Raw genomic sequence first — 20,402 nt, 5'->3', positions numbered from 1 at the left:
TTAAAATTTAAAGTAAATAAATGGATTATAAGCTCCTATAGCTATATATGTATAACAAACTAACAACATTACTGTTATTGTAACAATTCTAAGTACGGATATAATTTCCTGTTTATTTATTAATTTCTTTATAAGAATTTTTAATTTTTTATAAAGTGGAAACGAAAATAAAAGTGAAAAAATAAAAGCAACTATCGTCTCATATCTAAACGAAAAACGAATCAAATTAAAATCTTCTAATGGCTTATAAACAAACATTTGTTCTATATAATTTATAGCATGAGTAATATTATTGGCTCTAAATATTACCAACCCTAAAATTACTACTAAAATTACATAAATATGTCTAATTTTTTTAGGTACAAAGTTTAAAACCCCTTGCCTTTCTAATAACAAAAACACTCCATGCCAAAGTCCCCATATTAGAAAATTCCAAGCTGCTCCGTGCCAAAGTCCAGTAACACCAAAAACAACTAACAAATTAAATAATACTCTATTTTTGCTTTTTCTATTTCCACCCATAGATATGTATACATAATCTCTAAACCATGTAGACATTGTTATATGCCATCTTCTCCAAAAATCTCTTATAGAATTTGCTATGTAGGGATAGTTAAAGTTTTCTGGAAAATCAAATCCAAAAATCTTCCCCAAACCAATAGCCATATCTGCATATCCAGAAACATCATAATAAACATATAACGTGTAACAAATAATACCTATCCAACTAAATAATGTACCATAACCCTCTTGAGTTTCAAATGCTATATTGGCTACTAGAACTAAATTATTTGCAATAAATAGTTTTTTAAAAAGCCCCTTAACAAACCTTTCTATTCCGTAAGAAAACCTTGAAATTGATACATTTTTATTTTTTAATTGTTCCTGAATCTCTTCATATCGAACAATAGGGCCTGCAACTAATTGAGGAAATAATGTAACATAGGTAATAAAGTCCAAAAAGCTATAACATGCTTTTACTTTTCCTCTGTAAACATCAATAGTATAAGACATCGTTTGAAAAGTAAAAAAACTAATACCTAAAGGCATTAAAACATTCATTGGTTTTAAACTTACAGAAGCCCCCGTAAAACTTAACATCTCATTCAGGTTTTGAATGATGAAATTTGAATATTTAAAATAAATAAGTATTCCTAAATTAAAAAACACAGAAAAATATAAGCCCAATTTTCTGTGTTTTTTATCTATTAAAATTCCTGAAATATAATCAACAAAAGAAGATACTATTAATAATAAAACCATCTTTCTTTCACCCCAAGCGTAAAATGCCAAGCTAAAAATTAATAAAATAATATTTTTTAATTTTTTAGGTACTAAGTAGAATAGCAGTATTGCCAAAGGCAAAAAAAGAAACAAAAAAATAGGATCGCTAAAAAGCATTAATAGTATTTTTGATACACAAATATACCTAAACAGTAATAAAAGATTACCAATGAATTACAAAGAAATAGAACGTAAATTTTTAGTAAACAATCTTGACTTTATAAAAGAGAGTTTTGATAACAACAGAATTGAACAAGGGTATTTAAATTCTCACAAACAAAGAGCTGTTAGAGTTAGAATAAAAAATGAGCAAGGATATTTAACCATTAAAGGAGAATCTAACCAAGCAGGAACTACCAGGTTTGAATGGGAAAAAGAAATACCTGTATCAGAAGCTACTCAATTGTTAGGAATTTGTGAATCCGGTGTTATTCGTAAAACTAGATATTTAGTAAAAAACAATCAGCATACGTATGAAGTTGATGTTTTTGATGGAGATAACAAAGGATTAATTGTTGCCGAAATTGAATTAAGTAGTGAAAACGAAATTTTTACAAAACCAAGCTGGCTAGGTGATGAGGTTACAGGTCAGGTAAAATACTACAACTCTCAACTAAGTAAAAACCCCTTTAAAAACTGGTAAATTACTTTATTGTGTGATAGTAAATGGTAATAAAGTGACACAGGCTCCCTAACAGAACTAGTATATGAAAAATTGCATGGTTGTATTTTATTTTATTCGACGCAAAAAAAAAGGCACCAACAGAATAAAAAATCCCACCAAATAGCAGCCACCTTTGTCCCCAAAGAGGTAAATTTTGCATTAAGGGTTTTAGAAAAAAAAGAATCAACCATCCCATTATTAAATAAGATAAGACCGACAGTAACTTATATTTACCAATAAAGTAGATTTTATAAACAACCCCCAATATAGCTACTGTCCAAGAAACACCAAACACAAGCCAACCTAACTTTCCGTTTAACACTATTAAACAAATTGGTGCATAAGACCCTGCTATTAATACATAAATAGCTGAATGATCTAAAATATTTAAATAGTAACGTATTTTTCTGTTCACCGCACTATGGTATAAAGTAGATGCTGCATATAACAACATCATACTAATTCCGTAAACAGCATAACTTATAATTGTGTTGGTGTCTTTAGACACAATGGCCTTATACATTAAAAAAGGAAATACAAAAAGACTTAAAAAAAAACCAATTGCATGGGACCATACATTCCATTTTTCCTCAACTTCTTCGTAATATTTCACTTTAAAGTCCATTATTTATATTTTACTCTATAATTTACAAAAAAACAGACCAATTAACTACTGTTATATTCTGTATTTACTAAATAAACTACAGCGTATCATCGCTTATTTTTAATGAAAGTGTACTTTTGTGCAAAACATTATTTTTTTAAGAATATGGCAAGAATTTTAACAGGTGTACAAAGTACAGGAACTCCACATTTAGGAAACTTATTAGGAGCAATTATACCAGCTATAGAAATGGCAAATAATCCTGTAAATGAATCCTTTTTGTTTATAGCAGACATGCATTCATTAACCCAAATAAAAGACGGAAAAACATTAAAAGAAAACACATATAGTACTGCGGCTGCTTGGTTGGCATTTGGTTTAGACATAAACAAAACTGTTTTTTACCGTCAAAGCTCTGTACCACAAACTACTGAACTTACTTGGTATTTAAACTGTTTTTTTCCCTATCAAAGATTAACGCTTGCACATTCTTTTAAAGACAAAGCAGACAGATTAGAAGATGTTAACGCTGGTTTATTTGACTACCCAATGTTAATGGCTGCCGATATTTTATTATACGATGCCGAAGTAGTACCCGTAGGAAAAGATCAATTACAACATTTAGAAATAACTCGTGATGTAGCCAGTAGATTTAACCATCAAATGGGAGAAACTTTTGTGTTACCAGATGCCAAAATTCAAGAAGGAACAAAGTATGTACCCGGAACTAACGGTGGAAAAATGAGTAAATCTCAAGGAAACATTATAAACCTTTTTCAAGATGATAAAAAATTGAGAAAGCAAGTCATGAAAATTGAGACGGATAGTACTCCGCTAGAAGAGCCTAAAAACCCAGATACTTGTAACTTATTTGCCTTGTATAAAATTATTGCTTCTGATGAACAAATTGCAGCAATGAGAGCCAATTACGAAGGAGGTAATTATGGTTACGGACATGCTAAACAAGCTTTTTATGAATTGCTAATTGAAGAGTTTAAAGAACAAAGAGCCAAATATAATTACTACATAGAAAACCTTGAAGAAATTGACAAAGCCTTAGCTATAGGAGCAGAAAAAGCAAACAAAATAGCCAACGAGACTTTAAATAGAGTTAGAACCAAACTAGGTTATTAAAAATTAATCTTTAAATAACATTTGTCAGTAAATTATAATTATTTTTGTCTAAAAAAATAAACTATGAAAAAATTATTAGGATTATTATTACTATGTATCTCGTTATTAACATCTTGCTCTAAATCTAGTAAAAAAGACAACGCTTTAAGTGAAGATCAAGGAAAACAAAGTTTAGAAGACAATAGTATTGCTGTTTTAAATAAATTTGAAGAATTTAGAAATGATTCTGCTTTACAAGAAATAGAAGAATTTTTAGAGTTTTTAACAACTGAAGAAAACACCAAAAATAAAGAGATTTTAAAAAAAGTAAAAAATACTCTTTATATTTCTACTCAAGTAAAACAAAATAAAATTTCTACTGTTAACTATCCTAGTACATTATTCGCAGCAATTTCGGCTCCTAGTCAAACAGAACTAGAAAAAGAGTTTAACGAATCTGTTGGGACACACACTTGGAATAGTAATAGTGATGATTTTGATTTTTCAGAATCAAATGATGGGAAAATCAATTTTTCTGTAACTCAAAATAATAAAACAGCAGTTTTAACTATTTCTAACTTCTCTGCATACGAACACGCTTCAGGGGAAGAAGCTCCAAAATCTATTAAAGTTGAACTGAAAGTTAATAACAATAAAATAATGGGAATAGATTATAGCGCAACCATTGCTGATAATGAATACATTCCTACCAAAGTATCTAGTTCATTATCATTAGGAGTTTTATCTTACAATGCTGTAGTAACTAACAATAATACTGATGGTTCTGTCAATCAATCTTTAAATATTGGAAATACTAAAGTTTTAGGATTAGACCTTAGTGGTAAAGGGAATTATGCAGAAATCAACAATTCTGGTGAGAGCAATAAAACAATTGATTTATTACTTAACTCTGCAAATGCCACCTTATATGTTGGTGAAATTTCTTTATCAGTTGATGCTAAAATATCTGATAAACTAAACGAAGAAATTAAAACAGTTGAGAATGAAGTTTCAATTTTAAACGAAACATTTGATATTACTATTAAATCTGGAAAAAATAAAATTGCTGATGGAGAGTTTTACATAGGAACATACTCTCAAATGGAATATTACTATACTGGTAATGGATATGTATCCGAAGAAGTAGAATATGAAACACCAGATGTTAGATTGGTTTTTAAGGATGGAAGTAAATCTACTTTAGAAGCTTATTTTGAATTTGGTTTTGAAGATATGATGGATACTGCTGACAATACATTAAATGCATATAGCGAATAATTAGCACTCTAAGCACCAAATAAAAAAGCTCACTTTAGTTAAAGTGGGCTTTTTTATTTTTCAATTCTTATCAAACTAAATACTTCAGAATTTCCACTAAAAAAACCAAAAGCATCATTAGAAATATTAGTAGGCACCTCTTTTGCCGTACTAGGTAAATTTACTATTTGAGTTTGAGAAACTAAAATTTTATCCCAAAATCTAAATTCTGATTTGCTTATGGATACAATTCTTAAATCATAAGATTCATTATTTTCTAACAAACTAATTGTTTTATCATTTTCATCAAGACCCAAAAAATCGTTATAAATAGTTAAAACAGGAGCATTAATTAACTCATTAGAGACTACAAAAAGAGATGTTTTTTTATAAACATCATCTTTACTTTTCTTTATATAAAACTTAAAATAACTATCTACTTTAGGGTTCATTAAATCAATTTTAAGATTGTAAGTACCCTTTTTAAGAGCAGATTGCTTTACTATTGTAATTTTAGACATAATAGGCTTTTCTGGCACACTAGCCTCAGAAGTATATACTTTATCTCCAACAGTAATTTTTAAAGTATACAACTCTCCTGTTTTACCTTTTAGTTCCTCAAAACCATAATATCTTGAAGGATATCTAGAGTTATCTTTAGAAAAAACAGCAATTTCATTTTTATTATTCTCGAAGATTTCAACCTTAGCAGTACTTTCTATTGCTTTTAAAAAATCTATTTCTTTAAAACCATTTAAAGGTAAACTTGTTGTTAGATAAACAACTGGAGTTTTATTAGCCTCAATATATGCCTCAACAGTTAAGCCCTCTTTAGTTATATCTAAAAACTCTAAATTGTCAGTATTGCAACTTAAAAAAACAAATACAATAGAATAAATTATTTTCCTCATAATTTTATTGAAATGAAAATGACCAACTAATAGATGGAACAAAAGGAAAAAGTGTTTCTACTTCAGCTTTAACACCTTCTGAACTTTCTTCAAAATCACCCACAAGATACTTTATAAAAAATGGATTTTGTCTGTTGTAGATATTATACAATGTTAAACTTAATTTAGAATTGTACTTTTCAGTGTTTCTAAAAAGATATGAAACAAATACATCCATTCTATGATAACTAGGATACCTTACACTATTTCTCTCTCCATAGGTAATAATAGGGGTCTCGTCAACAATTCTAATATCTATAGGTGGAGTAAAATTTTGTCCGCTTGTAAAAATAAAATTTGTTCCTAATTCTATTTTCTTATTTAAATCATAATTTAAACCCATATTTATATTATGTGGACGATCAAAAATTACAGGAAATCGATTTCCTTTATTTAATTCTTTAAATCGTGCTTCTGTTTTAGAAAAAGTATAGTTTAAATTTCCTTTTAACTTATCTGAAAATCGAAAACTTGTAGAAAATTCAATTCCCTTAGAATTTAATTCTCCTGTAATAATATCATCATAAATATTTTCTAAAAATAAGGTATTGATAGAACCGTTTACAAACTCTGAATAATTTTTAACTTTTTTATAGTAAACTGCTATTTCTAAATTTAAATTTTCTAAATCTCTGGCATAACTAAAAGAGTATTGAAAACCTCTTTGTGGCTTTAAATTATTTTGACTAGGAATAAAAAAATCTACTGGAGTACTATATGATGCTATATGAGATTGATGTATAAATTGATACAAATCTTGGTAAGCAAATTTTAAATATTCATCTTCTTTAAATTCATAATTAACACTAATTCGAGGTTCTAAAACAGAATTTGAATAGTCTTTAAAAATGGATGATTCTTTTAAATTAAAAAATGTTTTTCTTAATCCTAGTTTTAAATTTAAATTGTCTGTTAACCTAAATTTATCATCTATATACAAACTGGTGAAAGCATAGCTGTATTTTTCTTGATTAGGAATATCATAGTCAATATTATTTTGACTTGCATTTAGTTTTTTAGGCAAGTTTTCTATTTGCTTGTACTCTATTCCTACTTTTATAAAGTGTTTATTTTTACGAATCAGTATCTGATTTTTAATAGTATTTTGTTTGTAAAAAGAACTTACTTTAAAGTCTATAGGAAAAAAAGCTCCCTTAAAGTTTAATTGATAATCGCTCTTAGAAACATAAAATTCATTTCTAAAAGTACTGTTTAGTTTATATTTCCAGTTAAATCCATAAATATTATTTTGCCAAGAGGAATTACTTTTATCTATTCCATCTGTATCTGTATACTTATCTACTGTGTTGTAGTACAAAAAATTTATTTCATGTTTTTTATTCAGCCTTGTTGATGTTTTTATTAAATAATCATAAAAAAAATAACTCTTTCCTTTACCTAAAGCAGAATTTTCATTTTCAGTATCAATACTATTTTCAAACAAAGGTTGTATCAGATCTAAATAGGTTCTTCTTCCAGAAACTAAAACTTTAGTCCTTATTTCTTTTATAGGTATTCCTAATGTTAATTTTGATGTTATCAGACCTAAGCTTCCTTTTAAAAAGAAATTATTAAAATTGTTTTTTGTGTCTACATTTGTAACTGATGAAATTCTACCTCCATACGAAGCATCAAAACTTGTTTTAAAAAAGGTTATTTTTTGTACAAAATCAGAATTAATCAAACTAAACAGTCCCCCTAAGTGTGATGAATTATGTAAATATACTTCATCTATATAAACCAAATTCATTCCTTGATTACCACCTCTAACCAACAAACCAGATTGTCCTTCACTACCTTGTTGAACCCCTGGTGTTAATTGTAAAACTTTAAAAACATCTTTTTCTCCTAAAGTTACAGGAGCATTTTCTATATAACCTTCATCCAACACTATTTGACCAGAAACCACTTTTGAACCAGAACTTTTAAGTGTATTTTTTAATATAACTTTATTTAAAACTTCAATATTAGGTGTTAAATACAGTGTATTATTTCCATTATGTAAATAAAAAACTGAAGTAGCATATCCAACACAAGTAATTTCTATTTTATTAGACTCTGATTTTATTTTAAAAACACCATTAAGATTAGTTACTACTAATCTTTCTTTATTGTTAAATTTAACAATTGCTCCAGCTATAGGTTCCTTAGTTTTGTCTGAAAAAAGATTTCCAGAAAAATTAAAATTTTGGTTATATGCTAAAAAAGGAAGCAATAAAAACAATTTTAATAATTTCATTTTAACAAGTATCTAGTCTGTTTGTTTTAAGGTTTTAAAACTACATAAAAAGAGCAGATTCTAATTAGAATCTGCTCTTTTTTTACATACTACCATCGTAAATATTACTTAACTTTTAAACTATTGTTTTCTTGTTTTAATTCATCAGAAACTGTTTTTATTATCACATTTCCTTGTTTAACTGCTTTTACAAAAACAACCGCTTGTCCATTTAAGAACTTTCTTTTAGGTATAGATAAGTTTTGCATGTTGGTAGGATTTCCATTTCCAGAAGCTAAAAACATAGCCGCCCCATCTACATCAATCGTCATGTTTTTGTTGTAATGCGGACAAAGATTACCGTCTTTATCTACTACAGAAATTACATAAACTCCAACCTCTCCATTCTTAATGGTTTTAATTTCTGGTTCTATTTTTATTGCATAAGGAGCTCCTGCAGTTACTCTTATTTTTTCTGCAACCTTTTTACCTCTTTTGTTATAAGCCACTATTTTTATTTCTCCAGGCTCATACACCACATCATCCCAAACAATAGCATAAGCTTTTAGTAAATCCCAATTTCCACCTCCAGAAGCAGGAATGTCAATTGTATTGTTTTCAAACTTTAAATCTTTTAAAGCCTTTTTAGTCTGTACTCCGTAACTCTTACCGTTAACAAATAATTCTGCTTTTTCATAAGATGTATAACAAACTACGGGAAAAGATTTTACCTCTAACTTTGGCCATGTCCAATGCGGAAAGAAATGAAGTACTTCTTTCTCTTTTTTCCATTGTGTTTGATATAAATAAAATTTATCTTTTTCTAGACCTACAAAATCTACTGGAGCAAAATAAGAACTTCTAGACTTTGCTTCATGGTATGGAGATGGTTCTCCTAAATAATCGTAACCTGTCCAAACAAACTCTCCGTACACCGTGGTGTTTTTTTCTTGCGATGCAAATTCTTTAAACGGTGGATATCCCCACGGAACTTGAGTCGTTTCAAAATTTCCAGGAAGACCATCAGCAAATACTTTTGTATTTAGTGAATTTCCTCTCTTGTTATGAAGCGTATCAAAAACAACAGGAAACTTATATGCATTACGCACACTTACAGTTCCACCTGTTTCACTAGCATAAAATTTTAAATTTGGATATTCTTTACGAATAGCTCCGTAAATTCCCGGCTTGTAATTAAAACCTGCAACATCTACAATACTAGCCATTCCGCTTACTAAAGCTCCTTTTGCAGCGTTAAAACCGGCTGTGGTAGCTCTTGTTGTATCTACCGATTTTACAATATCGTTTAAGTATTTTGTTATGTGATTAGGATCTTGTTTGTATTGCTCTAAAATTTCGTTTCCAATACTCCACATAATTACACTTGGGTGGTTACGATCTCTTAAAATCATATCTGTTAAATCTGTTTTAGCCCACTTATCAAAATGAATTGCATAACCATTGGTTACTTTACCCACTTGCCATTCATCAAAAGCTTCGTCAATAGCTAATAAACCTATAGAATCACAAATATCTAAAGCTTCTGGTGCTGGTGGATTATGAGAAAAACGAATCGCATTTACCCCCATTTCTTTCATTTTTACCATCTGTCTTAAAAACAAATTTTTGTAAAATGCTGCTCCAGTAGGACCTAAATCATGATGCATGTTTACTCCTTTAAACTTTACTTTTTTATTGTTTAAATAAAAACCATCCACCTTAAAATTAATATCTCTAATTCCAAAAGTAGTTGTGTAGGTATTAATTTCTGTATCACCTTTTAAAATGGACGTTTTTAATTTGTATAAATTAGGCTTTTCTATACTCCACAATGCAGGTCTGGTTATTTTAAAATCTTCTTTAACATTAGTTTCTCCCTTAATAATTACTTTTTGTACTTTGGTAGTAACTACTTTTCCTTTAGGGTTTACAATTTGATTTTTGATAGTATAAGTTCCATTTCCTAACAACTCTAAATTTAGATTTGCAATGGCTTTTCTTTTGGTAACTAGAGGTGTTGACACAAAAGTTCCCCAAGTTTTAACGTGTGTTTTATTGGTTTTAATTACCGATACTTTTCTATACAAACCAGCTCCTGGGTACCAACGAGACTGACTGTTAAAGTTTTCTAAACGAACAGCAATACTATTTTTTCCTTCTTTTAAAAATGGAGTAATATCAAAGTAAAAAGATATGTATCCAAAAGGTCTTTCCCCTACATAACTTCCGTTTATATATACTTTTGCATTGCTCATGGCACCATCAAAAAGTAACTGTACTTTTTCTTTTAACTCGGCAGCGGTAACTTTATATTTAGTACGATACCAGCCAATACCAACATATGGCAAAGCTCCACTTCTACCTGCTCTGTATTTTGGTTTAGATTCTCCATCTTGCACCACCATGGTTAATTGCAAATCATTGGCAAAATCAAAATCTCCTTTTACAGCCCAATCATGGGGCACGATTACAGTTTCCCAATCGGCATCGTTAAAATTTTCTTGAAAAGCAGCTCCGTAATCATAATTGGAAAATTTCCAATTTTTTAAAAGATCTATTTGCTGAGAAAATAAGCTTGTAAAGCTCATAAATAAAAAAAGTAGTGTGTATAAACTTTTCATAATGGTTTTGGTTTTGTTGTCTTATAATTATCATAATAACATCAGAACCTCAAAAATCTATTATTAACAGAGCAATATCTTAATTTTTATTAACTGATAATTACACTTTATTCTCTTTAAACGAAAAAGCACCTTAATTAAGGTGCTTTTTATGGTTTGTTATGGAGCTGGATTAGGTTGCAGTTTATGAACCTCATCTATTTCTTCTAAAAGTTCTTTAGCTAGTTTAATGTTGATAGTATCTATATTTTCTTTTAACTGACTCATTTTGGTTGCCCCAATAATTGTAGAAGTAACAAAAGGCTGATGTTCTATAAAAGCCAATGATAGTTCTGCTAAACTTAAATTGTGTTTTTGAGCCAATTCGCTAAATTTTTCGGCCAAAAACATAGCTTGTGGATTGCTATATCTGTTATAGTTTGGGAATTTTTCTATTCTAGATCCTTTTGGTAAATTATTGTTAAAGTATTTTCCTGTTAACACTCCAAAAGCTAAAGGAGAATATGCTAATAAACCAACATTTTCTCTCATTCCTACTTCTGCCATTCCTACTTCATAACTTCTGTTTAGTAACGAATATGGGTTTTGCATCGTTTTACATCTAGACAGTCCTTTTTGATCTGCTTCGTTTAAATGTTTCATTGTTCCCCAAGGAGATTCGTTAGACAATCCATAGTGACGAATTTTTCCTTCTTTGATTAAAATATTCATTGCTTCTACTATTTCAGCAATCTTGTCGTCCCATTTTTCTTCTGGGTTGTGCTTGTAATTTAGCTTTCCAAAAAAGTTAACATTTCTGTCTGGCCAGTGCAACTGATACACATCTATATAATCCGTTTGTAAACGCTTAAGATTATTTTCTACAGTTTCTAGAATTAATTTCTTTGTGTATTGTTGTGGCTCTCTAATGTATGAAAGCCCAGGGTTAGGTCCTGTAATTTTACTTCCAATAACAAGCTCTTCTCTTTTTTGATTTTTTAACCAAGTCCCTATAATTCTTTCTGAATTTCCTTGAGTTTCTTTTCTACCTGGAATAGAATACAATTCTGCAGTATCAATAAAATTAACTCCATTATCAAAAGCATAGTCTAATTGCTCGTGACCTTCAGCTTCGGTATTTTGCTCCCCCCAAGTCATACTTCCTAAACAAATTTTAGAAACTTTAATGTCTGTATTAGGGATTTTTGTATACTTCATATTCATCTTAAATTTAAGTGATTAAAATTACATAAAAAAAACGCTTCGAAAAATTCGAAACGTTTTTGATTTTATTTATAAAAGTATGTTAACTTTCTTAAACTTCCATTAAAGCAGCAATACCTGGTAATGTTTTACCTTCCATGTATTCCAATAATGCTCCACCACCTGTAGATACGTAAGATACATCATCTCCAAAACCTAGGTTGTTAATTGCAGCAGCAGAATCTCCACCTCCAATTAAAGAGAATGCACCATTTTCTGTTGCAGCTTTAACCGCTTTAGCAACTTCTATAGTTCCTGTTGCATATAAAGGAATTTCTGAAACTCCCATTGGTCCATTCCAAATTACAGTCTTAGATTCTTTAATAATTTTAGAGAACAATTCTATTGTTTGAGGTCCAATATCAAATCCTTCCCAATTATCAGGAATGTTTCCTCTTAATACAACTTGTGTATTTGCCGTGTTAGAAAAATCATCTCCTAATAAGTTATCAATAGGGAAAATTAATTTAACTCCTTTTGCTTTTGCTTTTTCTTCTAATTCTAAAACGTAGTCTAATAAATCGTTTTGACATAAAGAGTTACCAATACTACCACCTTCTGCTTTTGCAAATGTGTAAGACATTCCTCCTCCAATAATAATGTTATCAGCAACGTCTAATAATTTTTCGATAATTAAAATTTTATCAGAAACTTTAGCACCTCCCATAATTGCTGTTACAGGCTTAACTCCTCCTTTTAAAACTTTATCTGCATTTACCAATTCTGCTTCTATTACAAAACCAGCTAACTTATCTTTAAAGAATTGCGCTACAATAGTTGTAGATGCGTGTGCACGGTGAGCAGTACCAAAAGCATCGTTTACATAAACGTCTCCTAGTTTAGATAATTGCTCAGAAAAAGCTACATCTCCTTTAGTCTCTTCTGCAAAGAAACGTAAGTTTTCTAATAACAACACTTCTCCTGGCTCTAAGGCAGCAACTGCAGCTTCTGCCTCTGCTCCAACTGTTGCAGGTACAAACTTAACCTCTACTCCTAAAATATCTGAAGTAGTTTTAACAATATGTCTTAAAGAAAATTGATCTTCTACTCCTTTTGGACGTCCTAAGTGAGACATTAATACAGCAGCACCACCGTCTTCTAAAATTTTAATAATTGTTGGCTTAGCAGCCTTTAATCTTGTTGTGTCTGTAACGTTAAAATCCTTGTCTAAAGGAACGTTAAAGTCTACTCTTACTAAGGCTTTTTTACCTTGAAAATTAAAATCTTTAATTGTTTTCATATTGTCAAATCTAAGTTGATTGATTACAAATATAATACTTGTTTGTTTTTATAAATTTACTTAATAAGTAAATTAACTAAAACGTTATAATAAGCGTTAAAAATTCTTATCACCTTATTATTTTTTTAATTTAAGGACTGTACTTTGTACTAATTTCTATTGCTCCATTTCCTCCCCTCATTCCCCAGTGTGCTGCTTGGTTTCCTAAAAGGATTTTTACCTCTTTAACCTCCATAGGCATTACTCCTGAAATGTCATTTACAACATATCCATCGATAACTAATAGTGCATGAATGTCTGCAAATAAAGAATTTTCTCCTCTAGCGTTTAACAATACTTGTGTGGTTCCGTTATAGTCCATTAGTTTGGCTCCGGGGTATTTGTATTGAATAATATCAAATATAGAGGCTAGTGTTTCTAAAATATTATTTTGTGCTCTTTTGTATTCTAAAGCGTGCGTTAATATTTTTGTTGCAACGTGTTTAGATTTGGTTGCTCTTAAAAATGAACCACTACTATTTTCATCATAATAGAGGTTAATATCTACTGGACTTTGCACGTCTGAATCTATTCTTATTTTATCTTGAAAAAACCCATCGGCATAAAAGTATAGATAATCTTTCTTTTTGCATTTTATACTAAAATGACCTAAACTATCTGTATACACCACATGATTGGTTTTGCTAGATTTTATTTTTACATTATTTAGCGGATATTCTTTAAAAGTAACAACGGTACCTTTAACTTCTTTTTTCTGAGAAAAACAGAGAGTAAGCCACATTAACAAAAAACATAAAACATTGTATTTCATGATATTAATTTAACTTAAAGATAAAAAAGATTTTTAATTTTTTCTTGTCAGTTGTATATCTATTGTAAGAATTTAGAATCTACTATATTTGCTTATGCTTTTTAACAAAATTATTGGTCAGAAACATATTATAAACCATTTAAAAACTACGGTTGATAATGGTAGAATTGCACACGCTCAGCTTTTTGTGGGTAAAGAAGGTGTTGGTACCTTGGCTACAGCAATTGCTTATGCACAATATATTTTGTGTAATAATGATGAAACTTGCAACCTAAAAACAGAAAAATTACAACATCCTGATTTGCATTTTTCTTTTCCTACCGCTATTAATGATAAAGTTAAAAAACACCCAGTTAGTAAACTATTTTTAGAAGATTGGAGGTCTTTTGTAAAAGAACAACCTTATGGAAGTTTGTTTCAATGGTATCAACATTTAGGAATAGAAAACAAACAAGGTCAAATTGGGGTAGATGAAGCTGAGGAAATTGTAAAATCTTTAAAGTTAAAATCTTACGAAGGTGGTTACAAAATTATGATTATTTGGATGGCAGAAAAAATGAACAACGCTGCTGCCAACAAATTGTTAAAACTAATAGAAGAACCACCTGCAAAAACCATTTTTATTTTGGTGGTAGAACAAAAAGAATTGTTAATTAACACCATTCTTTCTCGCTGTCAACTTTTAGAGTTTCCATTATTAAGTGAAGAAAATATTGCTGATGCTTTGATAGAGAGACAAAATTCTTTTCCGGCAGAAGCTCAAAAAATTGCACATAGAGCAGAAGGAAATTATAAAAAAGCTTTAGAACTTTTAAAAAAAGAAGGAGATGATTTAGAGTTTGAACAATTATTTATTCTTTGGGTTAGAGCTGCTTTTAAAGCAAAAGGTAACGCAAGTGTAATTCAAGATTTAATTGCTTGGTCCGACACTATTGGTGCTATGGGTAGAGAAAAACAAAAACAATTTTTAAATTTTTGTTTGCAATTTTTTAGACAAGCGTTATTATGGAATTACGGAGCGAAGGAATTGGTCTTTATGCAGCCAGAAACTAGTGGATTTAGTATTGATAAGTTTGCTCCTTTTATTCATAGTGCAAATATAGAAGCTATAAACAAAGAATTAAATGATGCTATTTACCATGTTGAAAGAAATGGTAATGCAAAATTAATATTACTAGACACCTCTATAAAACTAACTAGACTTTTACATGCAAAAGAATAAACCAACTTGTTTATAATTACTTAATGTGTTAATAGTAAATACATAAGTAATTTTATGTTTATCTTTGTAATGTTTTACCACCCTAAATTTAAGGTAATAATGTTGCGAAAAAAAAAATGTCCCTCTTGTGGATCTTTACAAAGATATAAAAGCAGGAAGAGAAAAGCTTATCATTCTTTAATATTAGTAGCTGTTTACAGGTGTGCAAATTGTAATGAAAAATATTACTTTTCTAAATTAATGAATCGGTCTTTTTGTCTACCAAAAAAGGAATAACTTTATTTTAAGGGGTGTTTACCAAATCTTTTTTCATACTTATTTACAAAATAAGAGGTATGCAAATATCCTACCTGTAATGAAAGCTCCTTTAACGTAATTTCTTTTTTATTTTCTACAATACTTCTAGCTTCTTGCAATTTAATTTCTGTAATAAATCCATTAGGAGTTAAACCTGTTTCTATTTTTACTTTTCTATAAAAAGAACTTTTAGACAAATTAAAATGCTCTGCTATTTCTTCTTGATTTAACTTAGGGTTTGAGTAATTTTCTTTTATGTAAGTTTTTAACTTTTTTACCCAAACACTATTTACTTTTATTTCTGATTTAGATATGTTTTCTTTTTCTAAATACTGAATTCTTTTTTTGTTTTGTTTTAATAGGTTTTTAACCCTTATTAAAAACTCTTCTTTTTCAAAAGGTTTGTTTAAATAATCATCTACCTCTAACGTTAAAAGATCTATTTTACTTTGTTGATCTGTTCTTGCTGTAAGCATTAACACGGGAATTGTATGCAAAAAAGATTTGATGTTGGTTAACAGTTCTAAACCATCCATTTTAGGCATCATATAATCACTTATAATCAAATCAAATTTAATTTTAGAAGTTCTTAATATGGACAAAGCCTCCATTCCGTTTTTAGCTTCTATACAATTGTAATTGTTTAAAATTTCTTTTAAATAAATTCTTAAATCATAAGAGTCGTCTACAATTAAAACGGTGTAGTTGTTACTTGTTTCGTTTTGTAAATCTAACTGCTGCGTTATTGTCTTTTCTGTGTTTATAACAACTTTATAATTCGCATTTGCAGGTGTGTTTTCTTTTATAAATTTTAACTCTATATTGGTTCCTACACAAGGCTTACTATTTATTACAAATGTTCCGTTATGTAAATCTATTATCTCCTTACTAAAAGACAGCCCAACACCACTACCTCCACTTTTATTAATATCATTATCTACCTGATAAAACCTTTTAAATACTTTTGAAATGTGTTTTTTAGATATTCCTATTCCATTATCCGTTAACATTAAAGACACCGTATCATCATTTGTAATAAGTTCTAATGTTACAGTTCCTTTATAGTCTGTAAATTTATATGCATTTAACACCAAATTGTTAATGGCTCTTTCTAAGTATACTTCATCTCCATTAATGATGTAACTTTCTAATGAAGATATAAACTTAAATTGTATTTTTTTTTGATCAAACAAAGGCTGAAAAGACACAAATACTTTGGTGATAATATCTTTTAAATCTACCAACTCTAAATTTAAATTAAAAGAAGTGTTGTCCATTTTAGAAAGGTCTATAACATCATCTACAATATTTTTAATTCTATCTATTTGTTGGTTTAATTTTTCTTCTATTTTTTTAGCTGATGGTATTTCTTTTAACTTATCAACCTCCCCTTTTATAATTGTTAATGGTGTTCTAATTTCGTGAGAAATATTGATAAAAAATTGAGATTGAAATTTATTTAATTCTTCTAATTCTGTTTTTTTATCTTCTAATAATTTTTCGTTTTTAAGATTATTTACCTTAAAAAAGTAAACTAATAAAAATGAAATTAAAAAGAAAATAAAGCTAGAAAACGGATCCATATAATTTGAATCTGAATAAATATTTAAATATTTATTGGGCAACACAAAACCTAAATAAGATATTATTAAACTTATAAATATTAACTTTTTATTATCTGTTAACACAAGCATTAACAAAGGAACATGCAAGTAATGAATTTCTGAATAAGTTCCTGGTGTAATAAAATTTGTGAATAATAAAATGGTTAAAACCACCGAAAGCATAAATACAACAAGAGCCCAATTGTATTTTTTAAAATATAAAAAAACCAAAACAATACTTACTGTAATTAAATTAAACACATGTCCTTTAACAACCAATTCTGGATTGCTTTGAGTAGAGGATAGTGGAATTGACACCAAAGCTTCTAGCATCCAAACAAAAGAAAACAGCAATAAAAGGTTTACCCTTTTTAAAGTAGTTTTAGACATATTACTGTCTATAAAAAGTCTATTTATGATAGAAATATTTTTAATCATACGGTTAAACATCTGATTGACAATTATTTTTCACAAACAACCCTTTTTATCTATTTCTATTTTTTGACCAATTTGTGATTAAAATTGAATGATTAATGATTAAGATAAATAGTTAATTTGTTTAATAATTAGTTAGGATTATTTTCTTACTAATATACAGCTTAATTATGTTGTTAAACCTGCAAGGGTGTTAAGTGAAAAAAGGGATACCTTAAGTCCTACGCAAATATAGGGGTATATTAATACGCGTAGGACTCTTTTTAAAAATTTACTCTAAACATAACATTAGGTACAAACCCCATAGAAAGACTATTGGTTTCTACCAAAACTTGCTTTTCTTCTCTACTAGTTCCTTGTTCTATAATTACGGTTTGTATTTCGTAATCTTTACTTAAAATATTTCTTTTGTTTAATAAATTTTGAAGTGTTAATCCTAAAACACCGTTGTATTTCTTCTTTTTTCCTATGTAAAATTTATAGGCTGTAGAAAAATCTATTCTTTGATAATTGGATAATCTTTCTGTGTTTAAATCTTCAAAATTAATTTTAAGTCCTTCATTTTTCTTGTTTTGAACAGCTGTTTTTACAGTATAAGGCAATCCAGATCTAAATCTCCATCCTAAAGAATACTGCATTTTATTTTTACTATATGTGTGAGACCAAATAAAATTATGGGGAATGTCATAAGACCCATCAAACTTATTAGAATTGTTTAAATTTTTAAATTGATATTGACTATTAGACCAGGTATAACTAACCCAAGTATTATAATTATTCCATTGTTTTTTTATCAAAAAATCAATTCCATAAACGATATTTGTTCCACTATAATATTTTTCTGATTTTATATTTTCATCTATCAACAATACAATACCTTCTATATTTTTTTGATAAAATTCCAAATCAAAAGTCCAGTTATTTTTTTGATAATTAGCTCCAAAACTTATTTGAGTATTTTTTAAAACAGGAAATGTTTGAGTGTTAGATAAGGTCCAAAAACGATCAAAAACACCTCCTAAACCATCCTCTCTAAAATCTACTACTTGGCTTATAGATTGATGCTTTACTTCTGTAGAAAAACTAACATTTAAACTTTTATTTAGTTTATAATTTACATTTAATCTTGGCTCTAAATAGCTCTTACTGGGTTTGTTAAAACGCTGTAATCTTATACCTAAATTTAACAGCCAATTATGCTTGTTGTTATATTGGTATTCTGTAAAAAAAGCAGAGCTATTGGCTTGTTCATCAATAAGGTCATTTATTGTATTACTATCACCTGGAATTTCTCTGTAAAAAAGATAATTTACATGGTATTTATGAAATTGATATCCTAATTGCCAACTATTATTTTTAGTCGTTAATTTTTCAAAAAGATATTCAAAACTATGTTCTTTAACTCCATTTTCTTTTCCATAATTTGCTATTTCACTATTTCCGTTTCTTAATGTTCTATCTCTAAAACCTTGGTAATTTTTATCAAAATTGGTCGATGTAAATCCTATTTGATGTATTCCGTTTTTAAGCAATCCTTGTTTCCAATCTATTCTAAAACCCTGATTTTTTATGCGAATATCATCCTCAAAATTTTGGTTGATATTTGGTGTATTTCCTGTAAAATTTAAATCATTTAAATTGTACAAATAACTGAAAGATATTTTACTGTTTTGGCTTGGCTGAACCATCACTTTTGTGTGATAATCTTCATAATAAAAATTATTCTTTGCATTTACTATTTTTAAACTCTCATCATCTAAACCTTCAGAAATTTTACTGTTTTGAAATGCAACTTCTGAATATTTTTGATAAGTAATGCTGTTTATAAAATCGGTAATAGATCTTCTGGCAGAAAAAACGATACCTACCTTGTCTTTAAATAAAGGTGTTTTAATAAAAAAATCAGAATGTGTAAAAGTAGTTCCAAAACCGATAGTTGTTTTTTGGAGAGAAGGATTGTCTACACTAATGTCTAAAACTCCACCTACATTGTTTCCGTATTTTGCATGGGTTCCAGATCTATATAACTTTACCTGATTGGTTATATAGGGATTAAAAACAGAAATAAATCCAAAAAAATGTGAAAAATGATACATTTTCATCCCGTCAAAAATCACCAAATTTTGATCAGGGGTGCTTCCTCTTATATGTATTCCAGATGCGGTTTCGTTAGGACTATGTACTCCTGGTATTAATTGTAAAGATTGTAATACATCTGGTTCTATAACACCGGGCAAAATTCCCATTTTTTTAGAATTTAACGTAATACTTCCATCTTTCTTTTTTAAGAATCCTTTAGTTAAATAATCTGTAATTACAATTTTGTTTAAATAGTTTATTTCTTCTTCTAAAACAATTATATTACACTCCTTAGTAAACGTATTTATTGCTATTGTTTTAGATTGATATCCTACTGAGCTTAAAGTGATAAATCCATCTGATATAACGTTTTTTATTTTAAAAAAACCACTTGCGTTTGTATACTTGTTTTGAGCGTTATAATAAACGGTTACAAATGGTAATTTTGTGTGTTTTTTTGAACTTACTACATAAGCACATATCGATTTTTTTTTAGTATTTAAAAAACGAATAACATAGTTTTTATTGTCTATTTTTTCGAAAACTAACTGTGTTTGTAAAGACAAACTAAGTAATATACTATCAATAGATTGTGAGTTATTAAAAGAAATATTTTTAAATTTTTCTACACTACTATCTTTGTAAGAAAACTGTATTTTATACTTTGTAGAAAGTTGAAATAAAGCATTTTTTAAACTTGTTTTTTCTTGTGAAAAAACACCTAGTGTAAAAAATAAAAAATAGCATAAAAAATGTTTCAT

The 20,402-nt window shown here is 28.7% G+C and carries 14 protein-coding genes; 4 read left to right on the top strand and 10 right to left on the bottom strand.

Annotated features, from left to right (window positions below; translation table 11 throughout):
* Complete coding sequence (locus tag FHR24_RS01575; RefSeq protein WP_243846484.1) at window positions 1-1,263, bottom strand: MBOAT family O-acyltransferase; 1,263 nt, start codon at window positions 1,261-1,263, stop codon at window positions 1-3.
* Between the two features lie 190 nt (window positions 1,264-1,453).
* Between FHR24_RS01575 and FHR24_RS01570 the strand changes: the two genes are divergently transcribed.
* Window positions 1,454-1,927 (top strand): CYTH domain-containing protein, encoded by a 474-nt coding sequence (locus tag FHR24_RS01570; protein WP_167182885.1) that lies wholly within the window; start codon window positions 1,454-1,456, stop codon window positions 1,925-1,927.
* A 1-nt stretch (window position 1,928) separates the two neighbouring features.
* Here the strand turns inward: FHR24_RS01570 and trhA are convergent, their stop codons facing one another.
* Window positions 1,929-2,573, bottom strand: a complete 645-nt coding sequence (trhA, locus tag FHR24_RS01565) for a PAQR family membrane homeostasis protein TrhA (protein ID WP_167182882.1) — start codon at window positions 2,571-2,573, stop codon at window positions 1,929-1,931.
* 144 nt (window positions 2,574-2,717) lie between these two features.
* On the opposite strand from trhA, the gene trpS reads away from it, so the two are divergent.
* Together trpS and FHR24_RS01555 are read left to right on the top strand one after the other, a co-directional pair.
* Window positions 2,718-3,686, top strand: coding sequence for a tryptophan--tRNA ligase (trpS, locus tag FHR24_RS01560; RefSeq protein WP_167182879.1), 969 nt, complete (start codon window positions 2,718-2,720; stop codon window positions 3,684-3,686).
* A gap of 63 nt (window positions 3,687-3,749) precedes the next feature.
* The gene (locus tag FHR24_RS01555; protein ID WP_167182876.1) at window positions 3,750-4,943 is read left to right on the top strand and encodes a hypothetical protein; all 1,194 of its coding nucleotides are present in this window, start codon (window positions 3,750-3,752) and stop codon (window positions 4,941-4,943) included.
* Window positions 4,944-4,996: 53 nt separating this feature from the next.
* Here FHR24_RS01555 and FHR24_RS01550 read toward each other — a convergent pair whose 3' ends face one another.
* The 6 genes from FHR24_RS01550 to FHR24_RS01525 all read right to left on the bottom strand — a co-directional run bounded on the left by FHR24_RS01550 (window position 4,997) and on the right by FHR24_RS01525 (window position 14,004).
* A complete protein-coding gene (locus FHR24_RS01550; protein ID WP_167182874.1) occupies window positions 4,997-5,833 on the bottom strand; it encodes a DUF4249 family protein in 837 nt (278 codons plus the stop codon).
* Window positions 5,834-5,837: 4 nt separating this feature from the next.
* Window positions 5,838-8,111 (bottom strand): TonB-dependent receptor, encoded by a 2,274-nt coding sequence (locus FHR24_RS01545; protein ID WP_167182873.1) that lies wholly within the window; start codon window positions 8,109-8,111, stop codon window positions 5,838-5,840.
* Between the two features lie 104 nt (window positions 8,112-8,215).
* Complete coding sequence (locus FHR24_RS01540) at window positions 8,216-10,711, bottom strand: glycoside hydrolase family 2 TIM barrel-domain containing protein (protein ID WP_167182871.1); 2,496 nt, start codon at window positions 10,709-10,711, stop codon at window positions 8,216-8,218.
* A gap of 159 nt (window positions 10,712-10,870) precedes the next feature.
* Window positions 10,871-11,908, bottom strand: a complete 1,038-nt coding sequence (locus FHR24_RS01535) for an aldo/keto reductase (protein ID WP_167182869.1) — start codon at window positions 11,906-11,908, stop codon at window positions 10,871-10,873.
* A gap of 97 nt (window positions 11,909-12,005) precedes the next feature.
* On the bottom strand, window positions 12,006-13,193 hold the full coding sequence (locus FHR24_RS01530) for a phosphoglycerate kinase (RefSeq protein WP_167182867.1): 1,188 nt from the start codon (window positions 13,191-13,193) through the stop codon (window positions 12,006-12,008).
* Between the two features lie 130 nt (window positions 13,194-13,323).
* Window positions 13,324-14,004 carry a hypothetical protein gene (locus FHR24_RS01525; protein ID WP_167182866.1) on the bottom strand — a complete coding sequence of 227 codons (681 nt, stop codon included), beginning with the start codon at window positions 14,002-14,004 and terminating at the stop codon, window positions 13,324-13,326.
* A gap of 94 nt (window positions 14,005-14,098) precedes the next feature.
* On the opposite strand from FHR24_RS01525, the gene FHR24_RS01520 reads away from it, so the two are divergent.
* Window positions 14,099-15,226: a DNA polymerase III subunit gene (locus tag FHR24_RS01520; RefSeq protein WP_167182864.1), complete on the top strand. Its 1,128-nt coding sequence runs from the start codon at window positions 14,099-14,101 to the stop codon at window positions 15,224-15,226.
* Window positions 15,227-15,504: 278 nt separating this feature from the next.
* Here FHR24_RS01520 and FHR24_RS01515 read toward each other — a convergent pair whose 3' ends face one another.
* Both FHR24_RS01515 and FHR24_RS01510 read right to left on the bottom strand, forming a co-directional pair.
* A complete protein-coding gene (locus FHR24_RS01515) occupies window positions 15,505-17,565 on the bottom strand; it encodes a hybrid sensor histidine kinase/response regulator transcription factor (protein ID WP_167182862.1) in 2,061 nt (686 codons plus the stop codon).
* Window positions 17,566-17,825: 260 nt separating this feature from the next.
* Window positions 17,826-20,402 carry a TonB-dependent receptor gene (locus FHR24_RS01510; RefSeq protein WP_167182860.1) on the bottom strand — a complete coding sequence of 859 codons (2,577 nt, stop codon included), beginning with the start codon at window positions 20,400-20,402 and terminating at the stop codon, window positions 17,826-17,828.

It is taken from the genome of Wenyingzhuangia heitensis (assembly GCF_011762155.1).
Taxonomy (GTDB): domain Bacteria; phylum Bacteroidota; class Bacteroidia; order Flavobacteriales; family Flavobacteriaceae; genus Wenyingzhuangia; species Wenyingzhuangia heitensis.
The sequence above is the reverse complement of the archived record's forward strand: the minus strand, read 5'-3'. Positions and strand labels throughout refer to the sequence as shown.